The organism is Streptomonospora arabica (assembly GCF_039531585.1).
Classification (GTDB): Bacteria; Actinomycetota; Actinomycetes; order Streptosporangiales; family Streptosporangiaceae; genus Streptomonospora; species Streptomonospora halophila.
Map to the genome: position 1 here is coordinate 590485 of NZ_BAAAQI010000002.1, position 22259 is coordinate 612743.

19 protein-coding genes are annotated in these 22259 nt (G+C 74.0%); 4 read left to right on the top strand and 15 right to left on the bottom strand.

The genetic code is table 11. The features are described from left to right. Positions 1 to 316 precede the first annotated feature (316 nt). The 3 genes from ABD284_RS05720 to ABD284_RS05730 all read right to left on the bottom strand — a co-directional run bounded on the left by ABD284_RS05720 (position 317) and on the right by ABD284_RS05730 (position 2816). Positions 317 to 712, bottom strand: a complete 396-nt coding sequence (locus ABD284_RS05720) for a hypothetical protein (RefSeq protein WP_344141366.1) — start codon at positions 710 to 712, stop codon at positions 317 to 319. Between the two features lie 141 nt (positions 713 to 853). Continuing rightward, complete coding sequence (locus ABD284_RS05725; RefSeq protein ID WP_344141497.1) at positions 854 to 1825, bottom strand: bile acid:sodium symporter family protein; 972 nt, start codon at positions 1823 to 1825, stop codon at positions 854 to 856. 88 nt (positions 1826 to 1913) lie between these two features. Continuing rightward, positions 1914 to 2816 (bottom strand): LysR family transcriptional regulator, encoded by a 903-nt coding sequence (locus tag ABD284_RS05730; RefSeq protein WP_344141367.1) that lies wholly within the window; start codon positions 2814 to 2816, stop codon positions 1914 to 1916. A 522-nt stretch (positions 2817 to 3338) separates the two neighbouring features. Here ABD284_RS05730 and ABD284_RS05735 point away from each other — a divergent pair. Beyond that, complete coding sequence (locus ABD284_RS05735) at positions 3339 to 4991, top strand: DUF2637 domain-containing protein (protein WP_344141368.1); 1653 nt, start codon at positions 3339 to 3341, stop codon at positions 4989 to 4991. 130 nt (positions 4992 to 5121) lie between these two features. Here the strand turns inward: ABD284_RS05735 and ABD284_RS05740 are convergent, their stop codons facing one another. The 6 genes from ABD284_RS05740 to ABD284_RS05765 all read right to left on the bottom strand — a co-directional run bounded on the left by ABD284_RS05740 (position 5122) and on the right by ABD284_RS05765 (position 13751). Continuing rightward, on the bottom strand, positions 5122 to 6249 hold the full coding sequence (locus ABD284_RS05740) for a hypothetical protein (protein ID WP_344141369.1): 1128 nt from the start codon (positions 6247 to 6249) through the stop codon (positions 5122 to 5124). 322 nt (positions 6250 to 6571) lie between these two features. After that, positions 6572 to 7939, bottom strand: coding sequence for a transporter (locus tag ABD284_RS05745; protein ID WP_344141371.1), 1368 nt, complete (start codon positions 7937 to 7939; stop codon positions 6572 to 6574). After that, positions 7936 to 8652, bottom strand: a complete 717-nt coding sequence (locus tag ABD284_RS05750; protein ID WP_344141373.1) for a hypothetical protein — start codon at positions 8650 to 8652, stop codon at positions 7936 to 7938. The genes ABD284_RS05745 and ABD284_RS05750 overlap by 4 nt, the downstream gene beginning before the upstream one ends. Next, complete coding sequence (locus ABD284_RS05755; RefSeq protein ID WP_344141374.1) at positions 8649 to 10871, bottom strand: hydantoinase/oxoprolinase family protein; 2223 nt, start codon at positions 10869 to 10871, stop codon at positions 8649 to 8651. Before ABD284_RS05755 ends, ABD284_RS05750 begins: the two co-directional genes overlap by 4 nt. A 68-nt stretch (positions 10872 to 10939) precedes the next feature. Then, positions 10940 to 12562, bottom strand: a complete 1623-nt coding sequence (locus tag ABD284_RS05760) for an FAD-dependent oxidoreductase (RefSeq protein WP_344141375.1) — start codon at positions 12560 to 12562, stop codon at positions 10940 to 10942. Between the two features lie 94 nt (positions 12563 to 12656). Further along, complete coding sequence (locus tag ABD284_RS05765) at positions 12657 to 13751, bottom strand: LacI family DNA-binding transcriptional regulator (protein WP_344141376.1); 1095 nt, start codon at positions 13749 to 13751, stop codon at positions 12657 to 12659. 216 nt (positions 13752 to 13967) lie between these two features. On the opposite strand from ABD284_RS05765, the gene ABD284_RS05770 reads away from it, so the two are divergent. Continuing rightward, the gene (locus tag ABD284_RS05770) at positions 13968 to 15011 is read left to right on the top strand and encodes a glycoside hydrolase family protein (RefSeq protein ID WP_344141378.1); all 1044 of its coding nucleotides are present in this window, start codon (positions 13968 to 13970) and stop codon (positions 15009 to 15011) included. Between the two features lie 71 nt (positions 15012 to 15082). Further along, on the top strand, positions 15083 to 15379 hold the full coding sequence (locus ABD284_RS05775; protein ID WP_344141379.1) for a hypothetical protein: 297 nt from the start codon (positions 15083 to 15085) through the stop codon (positions 15377 to 15379). Between the two features lie 87 nt (positions 15380 to 15466). On the opposite strand, the gene ABD284_RS05780 is transcribed toward ABD284_RS05775, so the two are convergent. Further along, positions 15467 to 15700, bottom strand: coding sequence for a hypothetical protein (locus tag ABD284_RS05780; RefSeq protein WP_344141381.1), 234 nt, complete (start codon positions 15698 to 15700; stop codon positions 15467 to 15469). 93 nt (positions 15701 to 15793) lie between these two features. Then, positions 15794 to 16744 (bottom strand): DUF389 domain-containing protein, encoded by a 951-nt coding sequence (locus tag ABD284_RS05785; protein ID WP_344141382.1) that lies wholly within the window; start codon positions 16742 to 16744, stop codon positions 15794 to 15796. A gap of 261 nt (positions 16745 to 17005) precedes the next feature. On the opposite strand from ABD284_RS05785, the gene ABD284_RS05790 reads away from it, so the two are divergent. Next, the gene (locus tag ABD284_RS05790) at positions 17006 to 17932 is read left to right on the top strand and encodes an AEC family transporter (protein WP_344141384.1); all 927 of its coding nucleotides are present in this window, start codon (positions 17006 to 17008) and stop codon (positions 17930 to 17932) included. A 166-nt stretch (positions 17933 to 18098) separates the two neighbouring features. Here ABD284_RS05790 and ABD284_RS05795 read toward each other — a convergent pair whose 3' ends face one another. From ABD284_RS05795 to ABD284_RS05810, 4 genes are all read right to left on the bottom strand, one after another. Further along, on the bottom strand, positions 18099 to 19553 hold the full coding sequence (locus ABD284_RS05795) for an endo-1,4-beta-xylanase (RefSeq protein WP_344141385.1): 1455 nt from the start codon (positions 19551 to 19553) through the stop codon (positions 18099 to 18101). A 506-nt stretch (positions 19554 to 20059) separates the two neighbouring features. After that, positions 20060 to 20377, bottom strand: coding sequence for a transcriptional regulator (locus ABD284_RS05800; RefSeq protein WP_344141386.1), 318 nt, complete (start codon positions 20375 to 20377; stop codon positions 20060 to 20062). A 358-nt stretch (positions 20378 to 20735) separates the two neighbouring features. Continuing rightward, positions 20736 to 21104, bottom strand: a complete 369-nt coding sequence (locus ABD284_RS05805; RefSeq protein ID WP_344141387.1) for a VOC family protein — start codon at positions 21102 to 21104, stop codon at positions 20736 to 20738. A gap of 110 nt (positions 21105 to 21214) precedes the next feature. Continuing rightward, positions 21215 to 21919 (bottom strand): pyridoxine/pyridoxamine 5'-phosphate oxidase, encoded by a 705-nt coding sequence (locus ABD284_RS05810; RefSeq protein ID WP_344141388.1) that lies wholly within the window; start codon positions 21917 to 21919, stop codon positions 21215 to 21217. Between the last annotated feature and the right edge of the window lie 340 nt (positions 21920 to 22259).

Below are 22259 nucleotides of genomic sequence, written 5' to 3' on the forward strand. Positions count from 1 at the left end.
CATTTTCAGAGGCAGTCGCGAAAACGGCGGGTGGCCGGCGCCGCCCGCGCGCTCCCGCGCCCGCCGCGTGGAGCACCGCGGCCCGCTCCTGCGCAGCCCGCGGCCCCGGCCTGTCGGCTGCGGGGCTGCGGTCGTACGCGGCCGCCATTCCGGCGGCGTGCCGGGCGGTCCGGCCTTCCGGGACGCGAGTCCTCCGGCGCTCTTCCCCGCCGCCCCTCGGGAAACACGCTCGTCCGACCGCGGCCGCGCTTTTATCGACCGATCGGTCAGGAATTCACGAGAACGGCGCCGCACACGAGAATGCGCGGACCGAAACTCACTTCCCGGCGTACCGCAGCGAAGGCAGCCACGCGGCCACCGCGACGGTCATCACCAGGACGACCAGCAGCAGGGCCGTGGGGACGTGCAGACCCAGCATCATGTGGCTGCCGAAATAGGCCTGGGCGAACCCGGCGCCGAAGGCGAGTGCGCTGAGTACCGCCGGCCAGGAGGGGCCGCCGCCCGGGCGAACGAGCAGTACCGCTGCCGCCAGCTGCACACCCCCGGCGACATGCACCGCGAGTGCCGTGCCGGCGTGCAGCCCGAGAGCGGACATCTCCTCCATCACCAACTGCCCCGCCGTGGCGAACTCCAGCGCGATCAGCGCCATCTGCGCCAGGGCGGCGACGCGCAGCGCCCACAGGTAGGGCGAAGCCGACGGGGACTGGACCATGCTGCTGCCTCCCGGGCCGGGCGATCGCCGCCGGGCTCGTCCGGCGGCACAACAGCGAATGCTACTCACCCCGTGCGCGCGCCGGCGCGGCCGAGCGGACCGTGCGTGCTGCGCGCGCGGTGCCGCGCGCGCAGCACGCGGCTATCCCCCGCTGGAGCCCGAGGCCGCTCGCGCGGAGCCGCCGGTGCCCGCTTCGCGTCGCGCCCAGAAGGAGGCGAGCATGGCGCCGGAGATGTTGTGCCACACGGAGAACAGCGCCGCCGGCAGGGCGGCCAGCGGTTCGAAGTGCGCCGTGGCCAGCGCGGCGGACAGGCCGGAGTTCTGCATGCCGACCTCGATCGAGGCGGCGCGCCGCGACGACTCGGGCAGCCGCACCGCCTTGCCCGCCCCGTAGCCCAGGGCCAGGCCGATCAGGTTGTGCAGGATCACCGCGAGGACGACGAGAGCCCCGGTGGACAGCAGCGCCTGGGCGTTGGCGCCCACCACCGCGAACACCACGATCATGATCCCCGCAACCGAGACCAGCGGCAGCACGGGCAGCACCCTGCCCACCGCCCGGGCGAACAGCGCACGCACGACGATGCCCAGCACCACGGGCACGAGGACCACCTGCAGGATCGAGACCAGCAGGTCGCCCGCATCGACGGGCAGCGTCGAACCGGCGAGCCACAGCACCAGCAGCGGAGTCACGAAGGGGGCGAGCAGGGTGGAGACCGACGTCATCGCCACCGACAGCGCGACGTCGCCGCGCGCCAGGTAGACGATGACGTTGGAGGCCGTTCCCCCGGGCGCCGCGCCGACGAGCACCATGCCGACCAGCAGCAGCGGGGGCAGCTGCAGCAGCTCGGCCAGTGCCCAGCCGACCACCGGCATCACGGTGAACTGCGCGACCAGGCCGAGGACCACCGCCCGCGGCCGGGTGAGCACGACCTTGAAGTCGGCGAGCCGCAGCGTGAGGCCCATGCCGAACATGATGATCCCGAGCAGCGCACTGATCCACGGGGTGAGCCGGGCCGCCTGGTCCGGTACGAGCAGGCCCAGCAGCGCGCTCGCGAGGATGAGCAGGCCGAACCAGCGTCCCGCGAACGCGGCGGCCTTGGCCAGAGTTCTCATGGCGGACATTCCAGCACCTCCGGCGTGCGCGTGCGCGGGCGGGGCGGCGCGGGCGGCCGGAGCGGCCGCGGTCCGCGGGGCCGCGGCCTCAGCCGTGGGCGGCGGCGACCCCGCGCAAGGTGCGCACGGCGGCGGTGATGGCGGGGCGCCGGGCGGCGTCCTTGCGCCAGAAGGCGAACACCTGGCGGACCAGCGCGGGCTGCACGGGCACCAGCCGCACTCCTTCGGGCACCGGGCCCAGTCCGAGCCGCGGCATCACCGCGGTGCCCAGGCCGGAGGCGATCATGGCCAGCTTGGTCTGGTGCTCCTGGACGCTGTGGGCGATGGTGGGCTCTGCGCCGCGGGCACGCAGCATGCCGTCCAGCCAGTCGTGGCAGATGGAGCCCTTGCCCCAGCTGATCCACGGCTCGCCGACGACCTCGTCCAGCTCCAGCAGGTCGCGGTGGGCCAGAGGGTGGTTCACCGGCAGTGCGACGTCGGCCGTGTCCACCATGATCGGGGTCTTGACCAGGGTCTTGGGGAGGGCGATGGGCGAGCCGTCCCAGTCGACGGCCAGCGCGAGGTCGGAGTCGCCGCGCACCACCGCGGGGATGCTGTCGTCCGGTTCGAGCTCGCTCAAATGCACACGCAGCTTCGGGTGCTCCCGGCCCAGCATGCCCAGGGCCGGCGTGACCAGTCCGCGGGCGCCCGAGGCGAACGAGGAGACCTCCAGCGCGCCGCTGATCTCGCCGCGGTGGGACTCCACCGCCGCCTCGGCCTGCTGCACCAGCGAGAGGATCCGGCCGGTGTGCTCGACGAGGATCTGAGCGGCCTCGGTGAGCCGCACGCCGCGCCCGTTGCGCTCCACCAGCGACTGGCCGACCTCGCGCTCCAGCTTCGACAGCTGCTGGGAGACCGCCGAGCTCGTGACGTGCAGGGCCTCGGCGGCGCCGTTGAGGGAGCCGTTCGCCGCGATCGCGTGCAGGATGCGCAGGCGGTCGACACTGAGCATGTAAGCGAGTCTAATAGGACGAGCATCCCTGATGAAGCCGTCCTAACGACTGGATTCTGTCCGGACCCGGCCCCGCGCCTGCCGCGGGACCCGCCCGCCCCGCTCGGACGCGCCGCCACAGCTGCGGCGGCGCACGGCGGGTTCGCGGCGGTCCTGCTCACCGCCGGGTCCGGGTCGCACAGGTGCGGCGAACCCGCCCCGCCACCGGGTCCGCCGGGGCGGGCTGGCTATGCTGTCGCGGAAACCGGGCGGACGCGCCCCGACGCAGCGGGCGGCGGCCCGTCCGGCCCCTCCGCGGCGCGCCCTCCGCTCGCCCTCGCGGCGCTCCGGGCGGGTTCGCGGGCAGCGCCGCCGCACGCACCGCAGACCACCGGGGACGGCGCCGGATCGGCCGCCCCGACGCACATCGCGCGCACAGCGCGGACGGCCCGCTGTGGCCGCACGGTCACGTGAACGAGACTCGACTCTGCCAGACTCGCGTGGGTTCAGTGCTGTGTGCCCTGATTCGGGAGTTGAGACCTGATGCCTGCGTGGATATCCCACGTGCCGTGGTGGGTGATCGCCGCGGCCGCGCTGGTGCTGGTGGTCGTCGCGATCTCCGGCCTGCGCGCCCTGCTCGCGCGGCGCGGCCCCCGCACCGATGCCCGCTCCGGCCTGCACACCGGCTACCTCGTGGCCACCGCCCTCATCGCGACCGCCGCACTGCTGCTCATCACTGTCGCGTTCACGATGAGCTACGCCGCGCTGTACGAGTCGGCGACCTGGCTGGAGGACACCCAGCTCACCGCGATCAACGACGGCGACCTGCGGTTCCTGTTCCCGCTGGGCATCGACGCCGTCATCGTCTACTTCCTGGCGATGGACCTGGTCATGGAGTGGCAGGGCCGCCGCCACCCGCTCAACCGCTGGTCGGCCTACGGGCTCTCGGCGATCACCATCGTGCTCAACGTCTCGCAGGGCGAGGGGACCACCTCCTCCTACCTGGGCCACGCCGGGCCGCCGGTGGTCATCATCCTCATCGCCGAGGGCGTGGCCGCCTGGGTGCGCCACCTGGCCGGGCTCGCCCACGGCAAGGCCGCCGACCGCATCCCCGCCGGACGCTGGATCGCCCATCCCCTCTCGACGCTCAAGGTCGCCCGCCTCATGCTCGGGTCGGGCATCACCTCCTACCCCGACGCCCTGGAGCGGGAGCAGCAGCGCCAGCTCGCCTACGCGATGCTGCGCGAGCAGTACGCGCGCCGGTGGCGGCGCGCCACCCCGCGCCACCTGAAGTGGATGCTGGACAACGGCTACGACCTGCCCACCGCCTTCCGCATCATCCGCGCGATGACGGCCTCGCGGGTGGCCATGACCGCCGAGGAGGCCCGCGCGCTGCTGGGCGAGCCCGCGGGACCGGCGCCGGCGCCGCCGGCCGACGGCCGCACGCGGTGGCGTGCCGTGGCCGCCGCTGAGCGGGTCGGCGCCGTCAACGGCGCTTCGGCGAACGGCGCCTCGCCGCCGACTCCCCCGGCCGGCGGCGGAGCGGACGGCGCCGCGTCCGGACCCGCGGCCGCCGGCGCCGAACCGGGGCAGGCGGCTGCGGCCGACCAGGGCGAGCGCGCCTACACCCCCGTCTTCCAGGCGCCCGGTCCGGTGGGCGGCGCGGATGCAGTGACTGAGGACGCTCCCGGCGACCGCGCCTCCGCGCGCAACGGGCACGAGACGGGGACCGCGGTGCGGCGGCCCGCCGCCTCCCCGGGCGGCGCCTCCTCCGAGGGGCTGGAGGAGGACGGCCGGCCTCCGGCGGCCGAGGCCCCACCGGGGCCCGGCGGCGAAGCCGGACCCGCCGACCTGCGGTTCGCGCCCGAACCCGAGCCGGACCCCGGCCCGGAGCCCGCGGCCGGGACCGAACCCGCGACCGCGTACGAGGAGCCCTCCCGCGAGTCCGCGCCGCGCCGCAGCGCCCGCCCGCTGTCCCGCCCCAGCGCCCAGGAGCGCAAGCAGCAGGTCCGCAACCTCATGGAGACGGTTCCCGACATCACCGAGGACGAGATCGCGGGATACCTCGGAGTGAGCGCGCGGACCGTGCGCAAGTACCGCCACGAGATCCTGGCGACCGCCACGAACGACGGCTACCGGGTCGAGGAGGGCGAGGACGGCCAGCCCCGGCTGGTGAATACCGGCTACGGGGACTGAGCGGGGCCCGCCCGGCGTCGGCGACACGCGGCGGTTCGGGCGCCCGGCGCCTTGCGGATCGGCGGCCGAGTTCCGCGCGGGCGGCACCGGTGGGCGGCGGTGGGCGCCGAGGCGGACCGGTGAAGGCCGCCTACTCGCCGACGGAGGTGTGCAGGGCCTCGCGGCGAGCGCGTTCCCGCTGGCTGAAGGCCGCCTCACGCACCGAGGCCTCCGACTCGAAGCCGGAACCGATTGCGCCGGCAACGGTGCCCGCGGCGCTCACCAGCAGCGACGCGGACACGTAGTCGCCGGCGTCGAGACCGCCGTCGACGTAGCGGCCGAACACGACGGGGGCGAGCACGACCAATCCCGCCGCCAGGTTGACCAGGTAGAGCACGGCGAACATGGATACCACGCCGATCCCCAGGGTCAGCAGGGTCGAGGCGTTGAACATCGCCGCCTGGCCGCGCTCACGCGGCGGCCTGCCGCGCGTCGGCTCCCACAGGTTGTGGTACACGATCAGCCAGGCCACCATGACGGCCACGGAACCGAACGCGGCGACCACCAGGCGCGGCGTTCCCATGTTGGTCGCCAGCTCCCAGACCGTGGTGTTGATCGTGTAGAACGCGCTGAAAGCGAAGGCGCCGATCAGCGGCCCGGTCAGGGCGAACGCCAGCCGCCAGGGCCTGTTGTCGCGCACCATGCCCGCGAGCAGCCGCAGTCTGCCGCGCGAGGCCAGGATCCGCGTGTCGACGCGGGGCTGCTCGGGGGCGACGCGGTGGAATCGCCGGGAGAGCGCGGGCAGCCGCCGGCCCCGGGGCCGGCGCCCGGGGAACCGGACGGTCATGTCCGGGGCGAGCATGTCGGCGATGAGCTGGGCGACCACGCCGCGCACGTTGCGGCGCAGCGCCATGCCGCCGAAGGCCGGAAGCGAGACGACGATGATCCGGCTGTCGTGGCCGGCGTCGGCGATGATCGGGTGCTCGTCCGTGCGCAGCACCACGTCGGTGAGGCACACACCGATGTCCCAGCCGTGCCGGCGCATCCGCTCGGCCGCCACGTCCATCATCGCCGTGTGCGAGGCGTCGCTGGGCGGAAGCCGCTCCCGGCTGACCACGGTCCGCCACTCGCGCTTCCGGTCCACCTGCTCGGCCAGCAGGCGGGGCAGCTCGCGCGCCAACTGTCCGGCCACCTTCGCCGGCGCCGCCACCGGCTCGGCCACGATCCCCACGACGGTCTGCTTTCGCGCTCCCGACGCCGCGGTGTCTTCCCCTTCCACGGCCGCGTCCCCCTTCCGCTCCGCCGTCGGCCTGCGGGTTCTCCCGCGGGGCCGCGCCCCGTCCCGTCCCGGACCCGGGCACCGGCTCCCCGCCGACTAACCGCCGGCGCGGTTCCCATGTGCCCTGGTTCTGCGGGCCGTGTCACGGTTTATCCGGCCGGCGGTAGAAACCCGCCCCGCGGGTGCGCGCGGGGCGGGGATCAATAGCCGGGCCGCCGGCCCTCCGCGCCGGAGCGGACGGACGCGAGGGCGCCGGTGATCCGGGCCGGCGCGTACACCGCGGGGCGATGGTCCCGGCCGGCGCGGTCGCCGCGCCGGCCGGCTAGACCAGGTACAGCCACACGGTCAGGGCCAGGCCCGCGACGGCGACCACCCAGGTGTAGGGGATGGTGGAGAGCATGGAGCGCTCCGGGCGCACCCCGGCGTACTGGGCGCTCCAGACGGTCTGGGTACTGGTCGGGTCGGAGACGCCGAGGACCTGGCCATAGGACGCCATCAGGCCCAGGACCGCCGGCGGCGGGTAGATGCCGCCGGAGATCAGCACACCCGCCACACCGGCGCCCAGACCGAAGATGTTCATCGGGCCGCGGTAGAGGCACAGCGGCACCAGCACCGCGAACACGGCGACGAACAGCAGCGGGCCGCTCGGGCTGATCGCGGTGACGACCGGGCTGAGGGCCTCGACCGCGCCGGGCAGGTTGACCGCCGCGAGCAGCATGCCGATCGCGATGAACAGCACGATCGGCGGCGCCGCCACGTCGAAGGAGCGGTACAGCGTGCGCAGCGCCGTCGACGCCATCTCCCGCCAGCGAACCGCGGTGACCAGCGCGAAGAGCAGGCCGGTCAGCAGCGCCGGAACGATGGGGACCTCCAGGCCCAGGGCGAGCCCGATCGGCACGACGGGGGTGAGGAGCGCGTACCAGGGGGCGTCGCCGCGGCGCTCGCGGCGGCGGGCCGCGCGGCCGAGGACGCCGGGGCGCTCGCCGGCTCCGGGATCGGATCCGCCCGCGCCGCCGGAGTCCCGACCCCCTCCTGCATCACCTGCGGGGACGCGCACCGCCCAGGTGTGGCGGGCGCCGCGGCGGCGCATCTCGACCAGGATGTAGGCCAGGCCGCCTGCCACCGCGATCGGGAACATGCGCAGCTGGAAGTGCTGCACCGTCGAGACCGGGACTCCGATGGCGTCGGAGAGGAACTGCCAGTTGATCAGTTCCAGGGGAAGCCCCGCCGCGATGCCCACCAGCACCGTTCCCGCCGCCACGGTCGGCGGCACGCCGACGGCGATCATCGCGGGGATGCCCACCACGCCGGCGAGCATCGCCGCCGGGGCGGAACCGGTGATGGTGCCGCACATGATCGCCACGGCGAACACGCCGACGGCCACGACCGACGGCCGCTCGCCGCCGAACTCCACGATCTTGCGGACGAGCGTGGACGCGATGCCGGTCTCCGACATCAGGGTGCCCAGCCAGCAGCCGAGCAGGATGGCGACCATGGTGGACGCCAGCATCGGAGCGCCCTCCTGCAGGACGGTGCCCGTGACGCTGCCTTCGTCGCCCGTCAGCGGCGCGCCCGCGATGAGCGCGACGGCCACGGACATCAGGACGAGGGCGAATGCGGTCGGCAGGCGGCGCGTGAGCATCAGCCCCACGCCCACCGCCATCACCGCGAGGATCGCGAACGCGGTCATGCTGGACCTCCGGGGAAGGGTACGGGCGCCGGGACCGGCGGTCCGGCGTGGGCGAGCGTCGCGGCGACGGCCGCGGTGAGCAGGAGAGGGCTGCGCCGCATGCCCCCGCGCCGACGGGCGTAGGAGTGCGCGGCGATCTCGTCCGCGCCGACCACGTGCCCGCGGATGCGCAGCCGCCCCCACGCGACCGCCGAGTGGTCGAGCCGCCGGCGCAGCTCACGCCCGCGGGGTCCGTGCAGCAGCCGGTGCGCGCGCTCGTGGTGCAGGGCCGCGGTGCGGACGGCCGCGCGCGGGAAGTCCGCCGCCCAGCCCGCGGCCTCGGCGACGGCGCGGGCGTAGTCGAGTGCGTCGGTGTAGAGGACGACCTCGCCGCCGCGCGCCCGGCGCCGGTACTCGGCGAGCAGCACCTCGTCGCGCCGGAGTCCGCCGGTGGACTCGATGACGCGGGGTTCGGCGCAGCGGAGGGCCTCGGCGGCACCGCCTTCCCCGCCCTCCCCGCCGTCCGCGGTCTCGGCGTCCGCCGCCTCGGCTCCGACCGCTATGGCCGCGCGCGCCCACGCGCGCAGCCGGTCGGGACCGCGCCCCTCGTGGGTGGGCGTTGCCGCGAGCAGGCGGGCGCCCAGGTCGACGTCGTCGAGTGCGGCGAGCTCCGCGTAGCGCTCGGCCGGGGCGAATCGGGCGGATGCGGCCCCGGCGGGCGTCGGCGCGCTCACCGCCGCTCCTCCATGATCGCGACCACTTCCTCGTCGGGCATGCGCCCGCTGGTCTCCGTCGCGGCCAGCGCGAGCAGGTGGCCGGCGTCCAGCACACCGGACAGGTCCACGAGCTTGGGCCCCAGCAGCAGCCACACGGCCGGGGCGCGGGAGCCGCCGTCGCCGTAGGAGGTGCGCTCGGCCACCAGTTCCTTCAGCCGTGCGTCGGCCTCGCCCGCTGCCATGGTGTCGACGCGGGCGTCGGCGCTGTGCAGGCGCACCACGCCCTCGGCGTCGACCACGCGGACGCGGGTGCGCTCGCGGGCGAAGCGGCGCGCCAGGCCCGAGGGCCGCCGGGCGTGACCGAGCACGCGGTACTGGGCGGTGGCGGCCAGCTCGCGCACCTCCTCGGGCGGTGCGCCGAGGCTGGCGGCCGCCGTTCGGCGGGCCAGCTCGGGCCCGAGGTCCTGCGCGCGGTCCTTGGTGCGCAGCTCGGTGGCGCCGGTGGCCACCGCCGATACGAGGTTGCGCTGCGGGTCCACGGTCACGTCAACCTCGACCGCGGCGGGGTCGGCTCCCTGCCGCAGGACGGCCTGCTCGGCCTCGGTGCGCACCGCCAGCACGTCGGAGTGGCCGGCGCCGGGGATGATGCGCTCCACCGACTCCCGCACCAGCGCCAGTGCCACGCCCAGCGGGCTGATGACCTCGCTGTGCGCGGCGATGCGCGCCTCCAGCCGCATGCGCGCGCCCAGGTGGGGGGTGACCGTGGCCGCGCCGCCGCCCCCGCCCACCAGGGTGCACACGTCCCGGTCGAGCCCGTGTTCGGAGATCAGCCCGTCCACCGTGGCCTCGATGCGGTCGGTCGCCCGCTGCAGCACGGCGCGGGCGGCGCTCTCGGTGTCGGTTCCCAGCTCCCGGGCCAGCGGCTCCAGCGCCGCGCGCGCGGTAGCGGGGTCGGCGCGGGCGTAGTTTTCCTCGGCGACCCGGGATGCGGCGTTGGCCGCGCAGGTGAGGGTGAGGGCGAACCGCCCGCCGGCGCCTTCGACGACGGCGTAGTCGGCGGGATCGCCCTCGCGCGGGCTGAGCCGGACGAGCCGCGCGTCGCGCAGGTCGCCGGGCTCGGCGAAGCAGGCGTAGGGCAGGCCGGCGATGTGTGCGCTGCGCGGCCCCACGTCGGCGACCTTGGCGCCGCCGCCGCGCGCCGTTCCCAGCCGCACCAGCGACCCGCCGCCGATACCGACGGTGCGCACGTCCAGCGCCGACAAATAGGTCTCCTTGCCCCCCAGGCGGGCGTGGCGGATCTGGACCCGGCCGCGCCGGATGACGCTGATGTCGGTGGAGGTGCCGCCGGTCTCCAGGAACACGCCCTCGCTGACCTTCTCGCCCATCAGCGCGCCGGCCACGCCGGCCGCGGGGCCGGAGAGCACGGTCAGCAAGGGCCGGGAGCGCATCTCCGCCAGCGACATCACCCCGCCGTCGCAGCGCATCACCATCAGCGGGGCGCTGATCCCGGCCTTGGTGATGCTGCGCTCGACCAGGTCGGCGGTCTCCAGCATGCGCGGCATCACGCCCGCGTTGAGGACCGCGGTGCGGGCGCGCTTGCCGAGCCCGTAGAGCTGGGTGATCTCGTGGGTCGCGGTGACGGGCACCCCCGCCTCGGCGGCCGCGGCGGCCACCGCGTCCTCGCCCTCGGGGGCGTCGACGCTGAACGGCTCGACCGCCACCAGCACCTCGGCGCCCTCCCCGCACAGCCGGTCGACGGCGGCGCGGGCCTCGCCGGGCCGCTCGGGGTGCTTGAGACCGGCGTAGCGGATGGGCAGCGGCCGACCGGAGTCGAGCTTGAGCCGGCCAAGGGACCGCAGCCGCCCGGTGGCGAAGGCGTCGTAGCCGGAGCCGATCCCCACGATCCCGACCGTCGCGACGTCGCCTTCCAGCAGGGCGTTGGTGGCCTGGGTGGTGCCGTGGGCGAGGAAGGCCACGTCGTCGGCGCTGACCCCGATGTCGGCGAGCAGGCGCTCCAGCGCGGCCATGATGCCGTGGGCGACGCCGTCGGCGTGGTGATGACTGGTGGGCACCTTGGCCTGACCGAGCAGCTCGAAGGTGCGCGCGCTGACGGCGACGGCGTCGGTGAAGGTGCCGCCGACGTCGACGCCGATCCGCACGGCCGCGCCGGCGGATCCGCCGGTTCCGGACGGAGGATCGGAGGGCGGATGGGAGGGGGGATGGGGTCGGGGAGTCATGTCCGCACCTTTCGTAGGGCGGGGATGGGATGTGGCGGAGGGGCCGCGCGCGGCGGCCCCGGGGGGCGTCAGTAGCCGCGCACGTCGGGCCAGCGCCGTTCGACGCCGGTGCGGTCCAGCAGGGCCGAGAACCGCTCCAGCAGGTCGTCCTTCTCGCGTACCGCGTGCGGCTCGGTGCCGTTGTCCAGCGAGAAGGCGGCCAGGCGCCCGGCGGTCTCGCCGATGTTCCACTCGACGGGGTGCAGCCGGAAGCAGCCGTTGGTGATGTGGGTGGTGCCGGCGTTCTTGCCGGCGGGCAGCAGGTTGCGCATGCGCACCGGCAGCAGGGCGCCCAGCGGGATCTCGAAGGGCACGCTGGGGATGTCGATGTAGGTGTCGCCGCCGGTCGAGGGGTGCAGGTCGATGCGGTAGCTGCCGATCCCCGCCGCGTCGTGGCGGCGCACGATGCCGCGGGGCCCGACGAGGTCCATGGCGACGTCGTGCTCGGTGACGGTCGTGACGGCCTTGATGCGGCGGGACTCGCGCACGTAGGCGGCCTTGGCCAGGCCGTGCTCGGCGCCGGTGACGTCCGGACGGGGCCGCAGGCCGGGGAACCCGGCGCCGCCGTCGGGGCGGGGCGCCTCGGTCTGCAGCCAGTACAGCACCGACAGGGAGAGCTGGCGCGCCTCCTCGTGGGCCCGGCGCACGGTGTCGGCGTCGGCGTACCCGTCGATCTCCAGGGCGGGCTTGAGCCAGTAGTCGTTCAGCGGCCAGTTGGCCAGCGTGATGTCGGAGTCGAAGGCGCCGGGCCGGTACAGCCTGCGCGCGAGGATGCGGCGGAACCCCCACAGCTCCTTGTCGCCGGCGTCGGCGCTCTGGTCGGCGGCCACGTCCAGCGGGTCGACGTCGGGGTTGGGGTCGAACGTGCGGATCGCCGGTTCGAGGGTGCGGGGGTCGGGGGCGGCGAAGCCCACCAGCGGCCCCGGCCAGAAGTCGGGCCGGTAGGAGCGCCAGAAGTCGTAGGCCGCCGGGCGCTCGATCGTGTGGTCCTCGCCCTCGTGGTGGGAGACGGCGAAGCAGTAGGTGATGCCCTGCAGGTTGGCGGGGTCGGCGGTCTCGGGTGCGTGCGGCTCGCCGTACTCGGCGCGGGACTCGGCCCCGGTGGCGTGCTCGGCGCCGGCCAGCGGCAGCAGGTCGCCGTTCTCCGTGGCGTCGAGCACGTAGGCCGCCTGGACGGTGTGCCGCCCGCCCTGCCCGTCGTCCAGTTCGACGGCGCGCACCTCGTCGCCGTCGGTGTGGGCGGCGACGGGGCGGTGGCCGGTGAGCAGGGTGATGCGCCCTGCGGCGCGGTGCGGGGCCAGCAGCTCCTCCAGCACGGCCAGGGCCGCCCGGGGCTCGTGGCAGAGCTTGCTGACGCGTCCGGCGCCCGGGTTCAGCTCGGGCGAGGCCGCGGCTTCGGCGCGCAAGGGGTAGGCGCGGCGGTAGTAGGCGCGGATGCCCTCGCGCACCTGCCGGTAGGAGGCGGTGCAGCCGAACCGCTCGATCCAGGGGTTCTCGTCGGGCGGGACGGCCTGGGAGGTGAGCTGCCCGCCGATCCAGTCGGTCTCCTCCGAGAGGACGACCCGGCGGCCGGACCGTGCGGCGGCCAGGGCCGCGGCGACGCCGCCGAGTCCTCCTCCGACGACCAGGATCTCGGTGCTGCTCTGCGTCATCGCGCGCCTTTCCGTGGTGGTTGCGGTGGTCATGCGGGGCCGGGGGGTGGGGGAGCGGGGGTGCGTGGTGGGGTCGGCGCGGTGGCGGGCGGGATCAGCGGCCCGGGTGCGGAGGGCCGATGGTCGCGCCGGCCACGGGCTCGCAGGCCAGCAGGTGCGACCGGGGAGCAGGGCCGCCCTCGATGAGGTCGAGCAGCAGCCGAACCGCGGCGCGGCCCATCTCGCGCATGGGCACCCCGAAGCCGCTGATCGCGCCGGCGAGCCCGGGGACCGGTGCTGCAGGCGCCGCGGCGGGGGTGCCCAGGAGGGCGAGCGAGAGGTCGCCGGGGCAGCTCAAGCCGGCGCGGGCGACGGCGGCGGTGAGCCCGGACAGCGCAGCGCCCGTGTCGGTCTCCTCGGTGATCACCGCGGTGACACCCTCGTCGCGCCAGCGCGCGAGCCGGGCCTCCACGTCGCCGCCGTCGGTGCGCTCGACCAAGCCGTCGGTCTCCAGCCCGGAGCCGCGGGCCCCGTCGGCGACGCCGCGCTCGCGGTCGGTGGAAGCGGGTGCGTCGTCGTTCTCGCGCAGGTAGCGGACGCGGCGGTGGCCCAGCGCGGCGAGGCGCGCGGCCACCTCCGCCGACGCCGAGACGTAGTCGGCGCCGACGTAGCTGATGCCGGGCTCCTCGCGGCGGCCGATGTAGACGAAGGGGAAGCCGTCCTCGCTCAGCCGGCGGATCGGGTCCCGGGGCACGTGGCGGCCGAAGAACAGGCAGCCGTCGGCGGCGCGGACGCGGCGCACCGCGGCGGCGTCGCTGGTGGGGTCGGCGGCGCGGCTCGCCCCGGTGAACAGGATCAGGTCTTGGCCCTGCGCGGCGGCCTCCTCCTCGACACCCACGAGCACGGGGTAGTAGGAGTGCGCCACGTCCGTCGGGAAGGTGGTGCTGAAGGTGTACAGCCCGAGCATGCCGTTGCGCGCCGCCGCCAGCCGGGTGGCGACGGGGTCGGGCACATAGCCCAGCTCCTCGGCGGCGCTCAGCACCCGCCGGCGCGTCTCGGGGGCCAGGACCACGCCGGTGGCCGCGCCCCGGAGCACCAGCGAGACCGTCGCCTGGGAAACGCCCGCGGCCCGGGCGATGTCGGACTGGCGGGGCTTCGCCCGCCCGGCCGGACGCGGGGGCGTCGGTGACGGCGACGCGGTGTCGGACACCGGAGATCTCCTCTGTTTGCAAGCTAATGCGGATTAGCTCCCGACTTTGAGCTGCGCCACCGTTCTTCGTCAAGGGTTGCGGGCGGATTTCTCTCCGGCGACGGAGAAGTTTCGTTAATACGTATTAGGTTATTGACTGAGTCATCGGAGCTGGTCGAAGCTCGCACTCTCGACACCCGGACGCGCCGCCCCCGGCGCACCCCGGAAGGGAGCCCCATGCCCGAGACACAGCCCGAGCCCCGCCCCTCGACACACCGCGGCGCCCCGCACGGGATCGACCGCCGCACCCTGCTGCGCACAGCGGCCGCGGCCACCGCCGCCGGAGCCCTCGGCGGACTCGCCGCCTCCCCCGCGGCCGCCGCCCCGCGCCGCGCCGCGGGCGTGCTGCCGGAGTACACCTTCGTCCGGGAGGCCCTGGACACCGCGAACCTGGCCTACAACCCCACGGGCGAGTTCATCTTCCCCTGCCTGCGCGGGACGGAGGGGCGGCTGCCCGACGCACCCGGCCGCTTCCTGCTCTACTACGCCCCGCACGACGCGCCCGGCGGGATCTGCCTGGCCTACGCCGACACCCCCGAGGGCCCCTACACCGAGCACCCGGCCAACCCGATCGTCGGGCGCGAATGGGCGCCGCACTACTCGGTCAGCCACGTATCTTCACCGCACGTCCTGTGGAACGAGCACGAGCGCGAGATGTGGCTGTACTTCCACGGCGAGAACACCACCACCCGGCTGGCGCGCTCCCGCGACGGCGCCGCGTTCTCCTACGAGGGCGAGGTGCTGACCACGGCGATGCTGCCCGAGGGCACCACCGAGACCTCCTACGCCCGCGTCTTCGAGCACCCGCTGCCCGACCGGGGGTCCCGCTACGTGATGGTGTTCATGCGCAACGACACGACCAACCACCGCTCGATCGGCTGGGGATGGTCGGCCGACGGCGTCTCGTTCGAGTTCGACCCCGAGCCGCTGGTCGACCATGCGGCCGCGGGGGCCGCGAACCTGTCGGGACCGCACGTGGTCGAACGCGGCGCGAGCACCTACGTCGCCTACCACACCAGCGAGGGCGACATCCGCCTCACCGAGGTCGGACGCGACTTCTCCCTGCGCCGCCACCTCGGCACCGTGCACGAGCCCATGGCGGGACCACCCGACAACGGGCGCTCGGCCGCGCCCTCCTACGGGTCCCACCGCGGAACGCAGTACATGCTCTACGAGGCGGGCAGCCGACTGGGCGCCACGATCGCCGTCGCCCGCGCGTGACGCCTCCGCGCCCCGCACCGGCCTCCCCGCGCGCCTGGCGCCCGGGGGCGCGAGAGGCCACCATCGGAGGGGTGAAGCAGATCGCCTCCGGTGGAGTGCGCGCGGGGTTCTCGGGCGGACCGCTCGACGGCCGGGAGTATGCGGTGGACGAGGCACCCGAGGCCGTCGTCGTGATCGAGCGGCCGCACGAGCCCGACACCGTGCCCGGTGAGCACCCGGCCGACCGCGCGCTGAGGTTGAGCGCCGCACAGCCGTCCCTGCACCGCTACCGGCGCACCGGGCGCTCGGGGCGGGTGCTGATGTACGGCTACGGCGGCACCGTCGAGCGCGCCGACGCGGACCTGCTGTTCGCGCCGCACACCGGGTGAGCTGACAGGCGCGGCCGCCGACCCGCGCTGTGCGCGAACGGCGGCCGCGGACGCGGGGCCGCCGCCGGCCGGCGGCGGCCCCGCCGATCAGCTGCTCTCGGCCTGGAGGCGCTGGGCGAGCATGCGCTTGCCCTGGTCGCCCGCCTTCTGGTTGTTCTCCTGGATGCGCCGCAGCCAGGAGGCGACCTCCTGGTCGCCCTCCCGCTCGGCGTCCTCGATGTAGGTCTGCAGCCGGTAGACGTTGTCCAGGGACTGCTGAACGGCCCACACCAGGTTGTAGTTCTTGTCCTTGAGCGGGCTGCTCGGTGTCTGCTCCGCCATGTCGCTCCTCCCGTCGAAGCGGCTCGGTTCGCTCTCCGTGCCGCTGCCCGATGAGCACGCGAACATGCCCGAAAACCTCCGGCGCGCGCCGGTTCAGCGCTGGCTGAGAGGGCGCCCCTGCTCGCCGCTGCGGTGCTCCCGGCGGGTGCGCACCGCCAGCACGACGGTGGCGGCGATCATGATGCCGACGAGGTTGACGACGAGCTGCTCGATCGACTGGATCGCCCGTTCCCAGTCGAGGAGGGTCGCCGCCACGACCGCGTAGGAGGCGGCGGGCACCGTCGTCACCGAGATGAAGACGCCCACCAGCGCGGACGACTTGGCCGAGAGGAGGCTGAGCATGCCGGCGGTGCCCGCGAGCAGCGCGACGATCAGGGAGAACGGCCCGACCTCGTAGATGAAGTCGACCTGGCTCTGGTTGCTCAGCCCCGGCGCGCTGATGGTCACCTGCCCGGTCCACTCCAGCACCAGCATGAACACGGCGGTGATCGCCATCGCGACGCCGAACCCGACCGCCGTCGTGGCGGCGGACTGGCGCACCAGGTCCCAGCGGCGGCCGATGAGGCCCACGCCGAAGGCCGCCAACGGGCCGAAGTCGGGGGCCACGGCCATGGCGCCCACGACGGTGACCGGCGAGTTGGTCACCACGCCCACGGCAGCGATCATCAGCCCCAGCGTGAGGAACGTCAGGTAGACCCAGTTGAGGTGGGAGTCGTCGTCGGCGCGGGAGATCAGCTCCTCCCACACCACCGCCTCGTGGCCGTGGCCGGGTGCGTCGGCGCGCGCGGTGTCGGCCGAGTCCGACAGCGTGGTCTCCAGCGCCTCCAGCGTGATGGCGCCGGTGTGGTCGATGTCGAGCTTGGAGAGCTGCAGGAGGACGTCGTCGACGCACTCGCGTGCCAGGTCGGCCTCGACGGCGTCGCCCTCGGGCTGGACCGCGGCCTTCTCGAAGACGACGACGTGTGCGACGCCGACCTGGCTCTTCAGCACTTCGAGCACGTCGTCGGTCCGATCGTGCGGTGAGATCACCCTCAGGTGCAGCAACTCCCGGCCCTTTCAGCCCTGTCCGAACACGCGAAGACACCACCTTAGGGCCTGGATACCGTTGGTATACGCCGGTTTGGCACAGGCTGGCCACTCACGCGACGTTCATGCATACCGATTCCACAACGCGCATGCCCGGGCGCGTCCCCGGCCGGGGTGTGAGCCACGCCGTGGCGGCCCCCGCGGAGCGCGGCTAGGGTCGTCGCGGCCCGGCGGAGCCGGTGTCGGGCGGCAGGCGAAGGGCGATACGGGGGGCACGCCGTGACCGGGGTCGCGATCGGGTTCGGCGTGATCGCGAGCATCGTCGCCCTCGGCTACATCCTCGGCCGGCTCGACGCGCTCGGCGACAACGGCAGCCGCGTGCTGACCAACCTCGCCTTCTTCGTCGCCACCCCCGCGCTGCTGTTCGAGATCCTCTCCGACGCCGACCTGTCGACGCTCGTGCACGCCCCGCTACTGGTGAGCGCGCTGAGCATCGCGGTGGTGGCGGCCCTGTTCCTCGCCGCGGCCGCCCTGCGCCGGTGGGACGCGGGCACGACCACGATGGGCGCGCTGTGCGCGGGCTACGTCAACTCCGGCAACCTCGGCATCCCCGTTTCGGCCTACGTGCTGGGCGACGCCTCGCTGGTCGCTCCGGTGCTGCTGCTGCAGCTCATGGTGGTGGTCCCGATCGGGCTGGCCGCGCTGGACCTGGCGCGCCGCACGCCGGGCACCCGCGTCGGCCTCACGCGCATCGTCGCCGCGCCGCTGCGCAACCCGGTCGTGATCGGGTCCCTGGCGGGCGTCGCGGTGGCGGCGAGCGGCTGGACCGTGCCCGACCCGCTGATGCAGCCGTTCGAGCTGGTGGGATCGATGTCGGTGCCGTCGGTGCTGCTGGCCTTCGGTATCTCGCTGCACGGCAGCCCGCTGCCCGGGCGGGGACCGCAGCGCGGCCCCCTCGCGCTCGCCGTCGTGCTCAAGTGCCTGGTCCAGCCGGCTGCCGCGTGGGCGATGGGCACCTTCTGGTTCGGGCTTGAGGGCGTGGAACTGTTCACGGTGGTGGTGATCGCCGCGCTGCCGACCGCGCAGAACACCTACACCTACGCCGTGCGCTACGACACGGCCACGCAGATGACCCGGGAGATCGTGCTGCTCACGACATTCCTCACCCTGCCCGTGCTGGTCTCCATCGCCTTCCTACTGGGGTGAGCGCCCCGGGCCGTGCGCGGTAGTGGGAGCGGCCCCCGCCGCGGTGCGGCGGGGGCCGTGGATGGGCCGGCCGAAATGGGGGATGCGGTCCGGCCGGCCCGGCGGTCTCCTGGCCCGGCCGCGGCGCCGTGTCACGACCGGCGCGTGCGGCCCGAAAGGGGGGCGGCTAGGAGACCGAGCAGGACTGCCCGTTCAGCGTGAACGCCTCGGGCTCCGCGTTGCCGCCGTCGTGGCTGGCGTTGAAGCCGACCGTCACGGAACCGCCCGCCGGGACGGCGCCGTTCCATCCGGTGTTGGTGGCGGTCACGGTGGAGCCGGACTGGGACCACTCGGCGTTCCAGCCGTTGGTGATCTGCTGGCCGCTGGGGAAGTCGAACTCCAGGCTCCAGCCGTCCAGCGCGGTGTCACCGTTGTTGGTGACGGTGATCTGACCGGTGAACCCGGTGCTCCACTCGTTGGCGGCGGAGTAGTCCACGGCGCAGGGGCCCGATGTCGGCGGCGGATCGTCGTCGTCCCCGTCCCCGTCACCGTCGCCGGTCCCGCCGAGTGCCTCGTGCACGGCGTCGTAGGCCGGCTTGGGCTGGTAGCTGTCGTTGAACAGCAGTGGGGCGCCCTGGCCCTCGAACGTGTCCGGCACCCAGGAGTACTGGTCGGAGACGCCCCAGACCGTGACGGCCACGCAGCCGTCGACCGCCAGGCAGGCGTCCATGACCGAGCGGTAGTCGCGGGCCTGCTGCTCCAGCTCGCTCTGGCTTGCGGGCATCTCGATGCGCACGTCCAGCTCGGTGATGGCCACCTTGATGCCGAGGTCGGCGAAGCGCTGGATGTTCTGCTGCAGGCTGCCGGGCACCTGGCCGTTGATCAGGTGCGCCTGCAGACCGATGCCGTCGATCGGGACGCCCTGGGCGATCAGGTCCCGGATCAGGTTGTAGTAGGCGTCGCTCTTGGCGTTGACCCCGTCGATGCTGTAGTCGTTCAGCCACAGCTCGGCGTTGGGGTCGGCCTCGGCCGTCATGCGCAGCGCGTCGGCCACGAAGTCCGGGCCGAGGGTGCGGTAGAAGACCGAGTCGCGCCAGGAGCCGTCGCCCAGGAAGATCTCGTTGGCGACGTCCCAGTAGGCGATCTCACCGGCGTAGCGGCCGGCCACCCGGTCGATGTGGTTCTCCATGACCGAGCGCAGTTCGCTCTCGCTGAAGTTGCCGTTCTCCACCCAGGACGGGAGCTGGTTGTGCCACACGAGGGTGTGCCCGCGCACCTTCTGGTTGTTCGCCTGGGCGAAGTCCATGAAGGCGTCGGCATTTCCGAAGTCGAACTGGTTGCGGGAGGGCTCGGTGGACTCCCATTTCATCGCGTTCTCGGGCGTCGCGGCGTTGAACTCGGTCGCCGCCAGATCGGCGTACTGGCTGTCGTTCTGCAGATGGTTCGCCGCCAGCGCCGCGCCGATCTCGAAGCCCATCTGGTCGGCGTGGTCACGGAGGGGGGCATCGGCGGCCGCCGGTGCGGCCGGCACCAGCACCGCCGCGCCGAGAAGCGCCGCGAACGCCGCGCCGGCTGCCCGCCGGGCGGGGGTCGCCCGGTGGCGGCGCGGGGTCCCGCGACCGCCGCTTCTTGCGAGTCTCACGTCAGGCACCTCCAGGTGCGCGAATCCAGTGGAATCGGGGGGATCGTGAAGGTGGAGCGCTCCCAGCTCATGAGCGTGATGAACGTAACACCGGTTCAGACGGCGCGGGAAGAAGAGATTACGGACCAATCAGGCGTCCGAACGAACCCGAGTCCAATACCAGGACATTCGCTATCTCTCGGCACAAAATCCGAAACTATCGACGCCATGGAGCCCGATAATGCTTGTCCGGAATCCCGGCTAAGTGCAGTCCGATAACCGCAAACTCGGGAGTGCACTCGTTTTTGGCGGGCGCACCTCATGGAGTCCACAAGTGCGGGTTCCGATAATTTCGGAACACATAACGCAATAGGAGTGACCGAATCACGGGCCTAAAGGTCGACCGAAACAAGCGCACCGGGTCGCTGGGGGCACCTCGCCCGGCAGGGGCGAGAGCGCCGTGTCGGGCGGTGCGTCCACCGGCGACGGCCCGCAGACCGGATCGGCCGGTGCGCGACCGCGCCCGCTCAGGGCCGCGGGCCCGGGCCGCGCACGTGGGCGCAGAGGCGCTCCAGCGCGTCCAGGTGGCGCGCCAGCGCGGCGCTTCCTTCGTCGGTCAGCCGTATCCAGGTGCGGCGCCGGTGGCGCTCGGTCATCTTGCGCACCTCGGTGTACCCGGCGTCCTTCAGCGCGGTGACCTGTTTGGACAGCGCCGACTCGCTGCATCCGACGCTCTCGCGCACCTGGGTGAACTCCACCCACCCCGCGCGTGCCAGTCGGACCAGGATCGCCAACCGCGGCCGCACGTGGATGAAGTCGTCGAACAGGGTCTCGGTGATCGGCATGCGCTGCCTCCCCTGGTGTCGGGGCCGCCCTCACCGGTGCAGGCACGCATGCGCGCAGGAGCGCGAGCGGGCGTGCGCGGCGGAGGCGGTCCCCGGCCCGGCGAGCCGGGCCGGTGCTGCGGCGAAGTGGGCCCGGTGCCGCAAGGTCGTGCGGCCGACCAGCCCGTACTTCAGTCGAACACGCCTCGGCCCGCCGCGGTCGGTGCCACGCCGGAGCGGCGCGCGCCGCCGGCCCACCCGCGCCGCCCGGAAGGCGTGCGCAGGCGCGGACGGGCGCCCGCATCGCGACGCGGACGTCCGCACGATCAGTGACGCGCGCCCGCGGACCCTCCCGCCGCGGCGCCGGAGCGGCCGCCGCTCACCCCGCGGCCAGGGAGGACTCGAAGACCAGGCAGAACGGGTGTCCGGCGGGGTCGGTGTAGACGCGGAAGTCGCGGCCCTCGCCCACCTTGGTCGCGCCGAGGGCGAGCACCCGCTCCTCGGCCGCGGCGATGTCCTCGACCTCGACGTCGAGGTGCAACTGCTGCGGATAGGCGGGGTCGGGCCAGCGCGGCGGTACGTGGTCGGGGGCGTGCTGGAAGCTCACCTGCGTGGCCCCCCGCTCGCCGATGTCGATCCAGTCGCCGTCGACCCGCGTGATCGGCATACCGAGCAGCTCGGAGTAGAACGCGGCCAGCGCGTGGGGGTCGGGGCAGTCCAGGACGACGGTGGAAAGGCGGCCGATCATCGGTGGCTCCTCTTCGGGGTCTCGGTCCGGGCGGGCGCGGCGGCACACGCCGCAGCACCATCGTTGCGCGTCCCGGTGACATTCGCGGCGGACCGCCGCGCCGACCGCGCTCAGGGCCGCAGCAGCGCCCGCTGCCACCGGCCCTCCCCCGCCGCCGTGTAGCGCAGGCGGACGTGGTTGCGGTCGCGCGAGCCCTGCCAGAACTCCACGTAGTCGGGGCGCAGCGTGTACAGGGTCCACTCGGGCGCGACGAGCGAGGGGTCCGCGGCGATGCGCTCGCGGGCCGCGGACAGCTCGCGCTCGTGCTCCTGCACCGAGTCCATCGGCGCGCTCTGCCCGCCCACCAGCGCCTCCGCACGCGCGTCGGGAGAGCGGGCAAGGAAGTCGGCGGCGCTGGTGCGCCGGCTCTCGGGCGCGGCGGTGCCGGCGATCCGGATCTGGCGGCCCACCCGCGGCCAGTAGCAGGCCAGTGCCGCGTGCGGGTTCGCGTCCAGGTCGCGCCCCTTGGGGCTGGCCGAGCCCGTCGCGAACGACCAGCCGTGCGGGCCGGCGTCCTTGAGGATGAGGAAGCGGGAGGCCACGCGATTGGCGGCGTCGGCCGTGGCCAGGTTCATCACGTGCGGCTCGGGCACCCCTACGCGAAGGGCGTGGTCGAGCCACTGCGTGAACAGCTCCACCGGGTCGTCCGGGGCCGTATCGGGGTCGAACGCCGGGACCTCTCCTGCGAACACCGGGATCGTGCGCAGCCGCTCCCGCATCGGGCCGCCGACCGCGCCCCCGCCCTGCGCGGACGCTCCACCGGATTCGCGCGCCATGCCTTCCATCCGTCCCCTTCGCCCCGCGTCCGTCCGACCGGGCCCGCCGCACCGGCGTGCCCGCGGGTTCAGCATAGAGGCCCGCCGGGGAGGCGCATGAGGGCGCCGCGCCGCCCGCGGAACGGCCCTCGGCCCGCCCCGGAAACGCCTGTGTGCTGGAGGTCCCCGCGCAGAAGCAGAACCGGCGCCGTAGAATGGGAGCGCTCCCGAATCGGCCGCGCACCGGTTCGCGCCACTGCCGATAGACCCTTGCCGCGGCCGACCGGCGATCAGTATGTTCCTCGCCTATCCCCACGGCGGAGCGAGCCCGGTCCCGCCCGTTCAACCGCCGCAGCCCGCG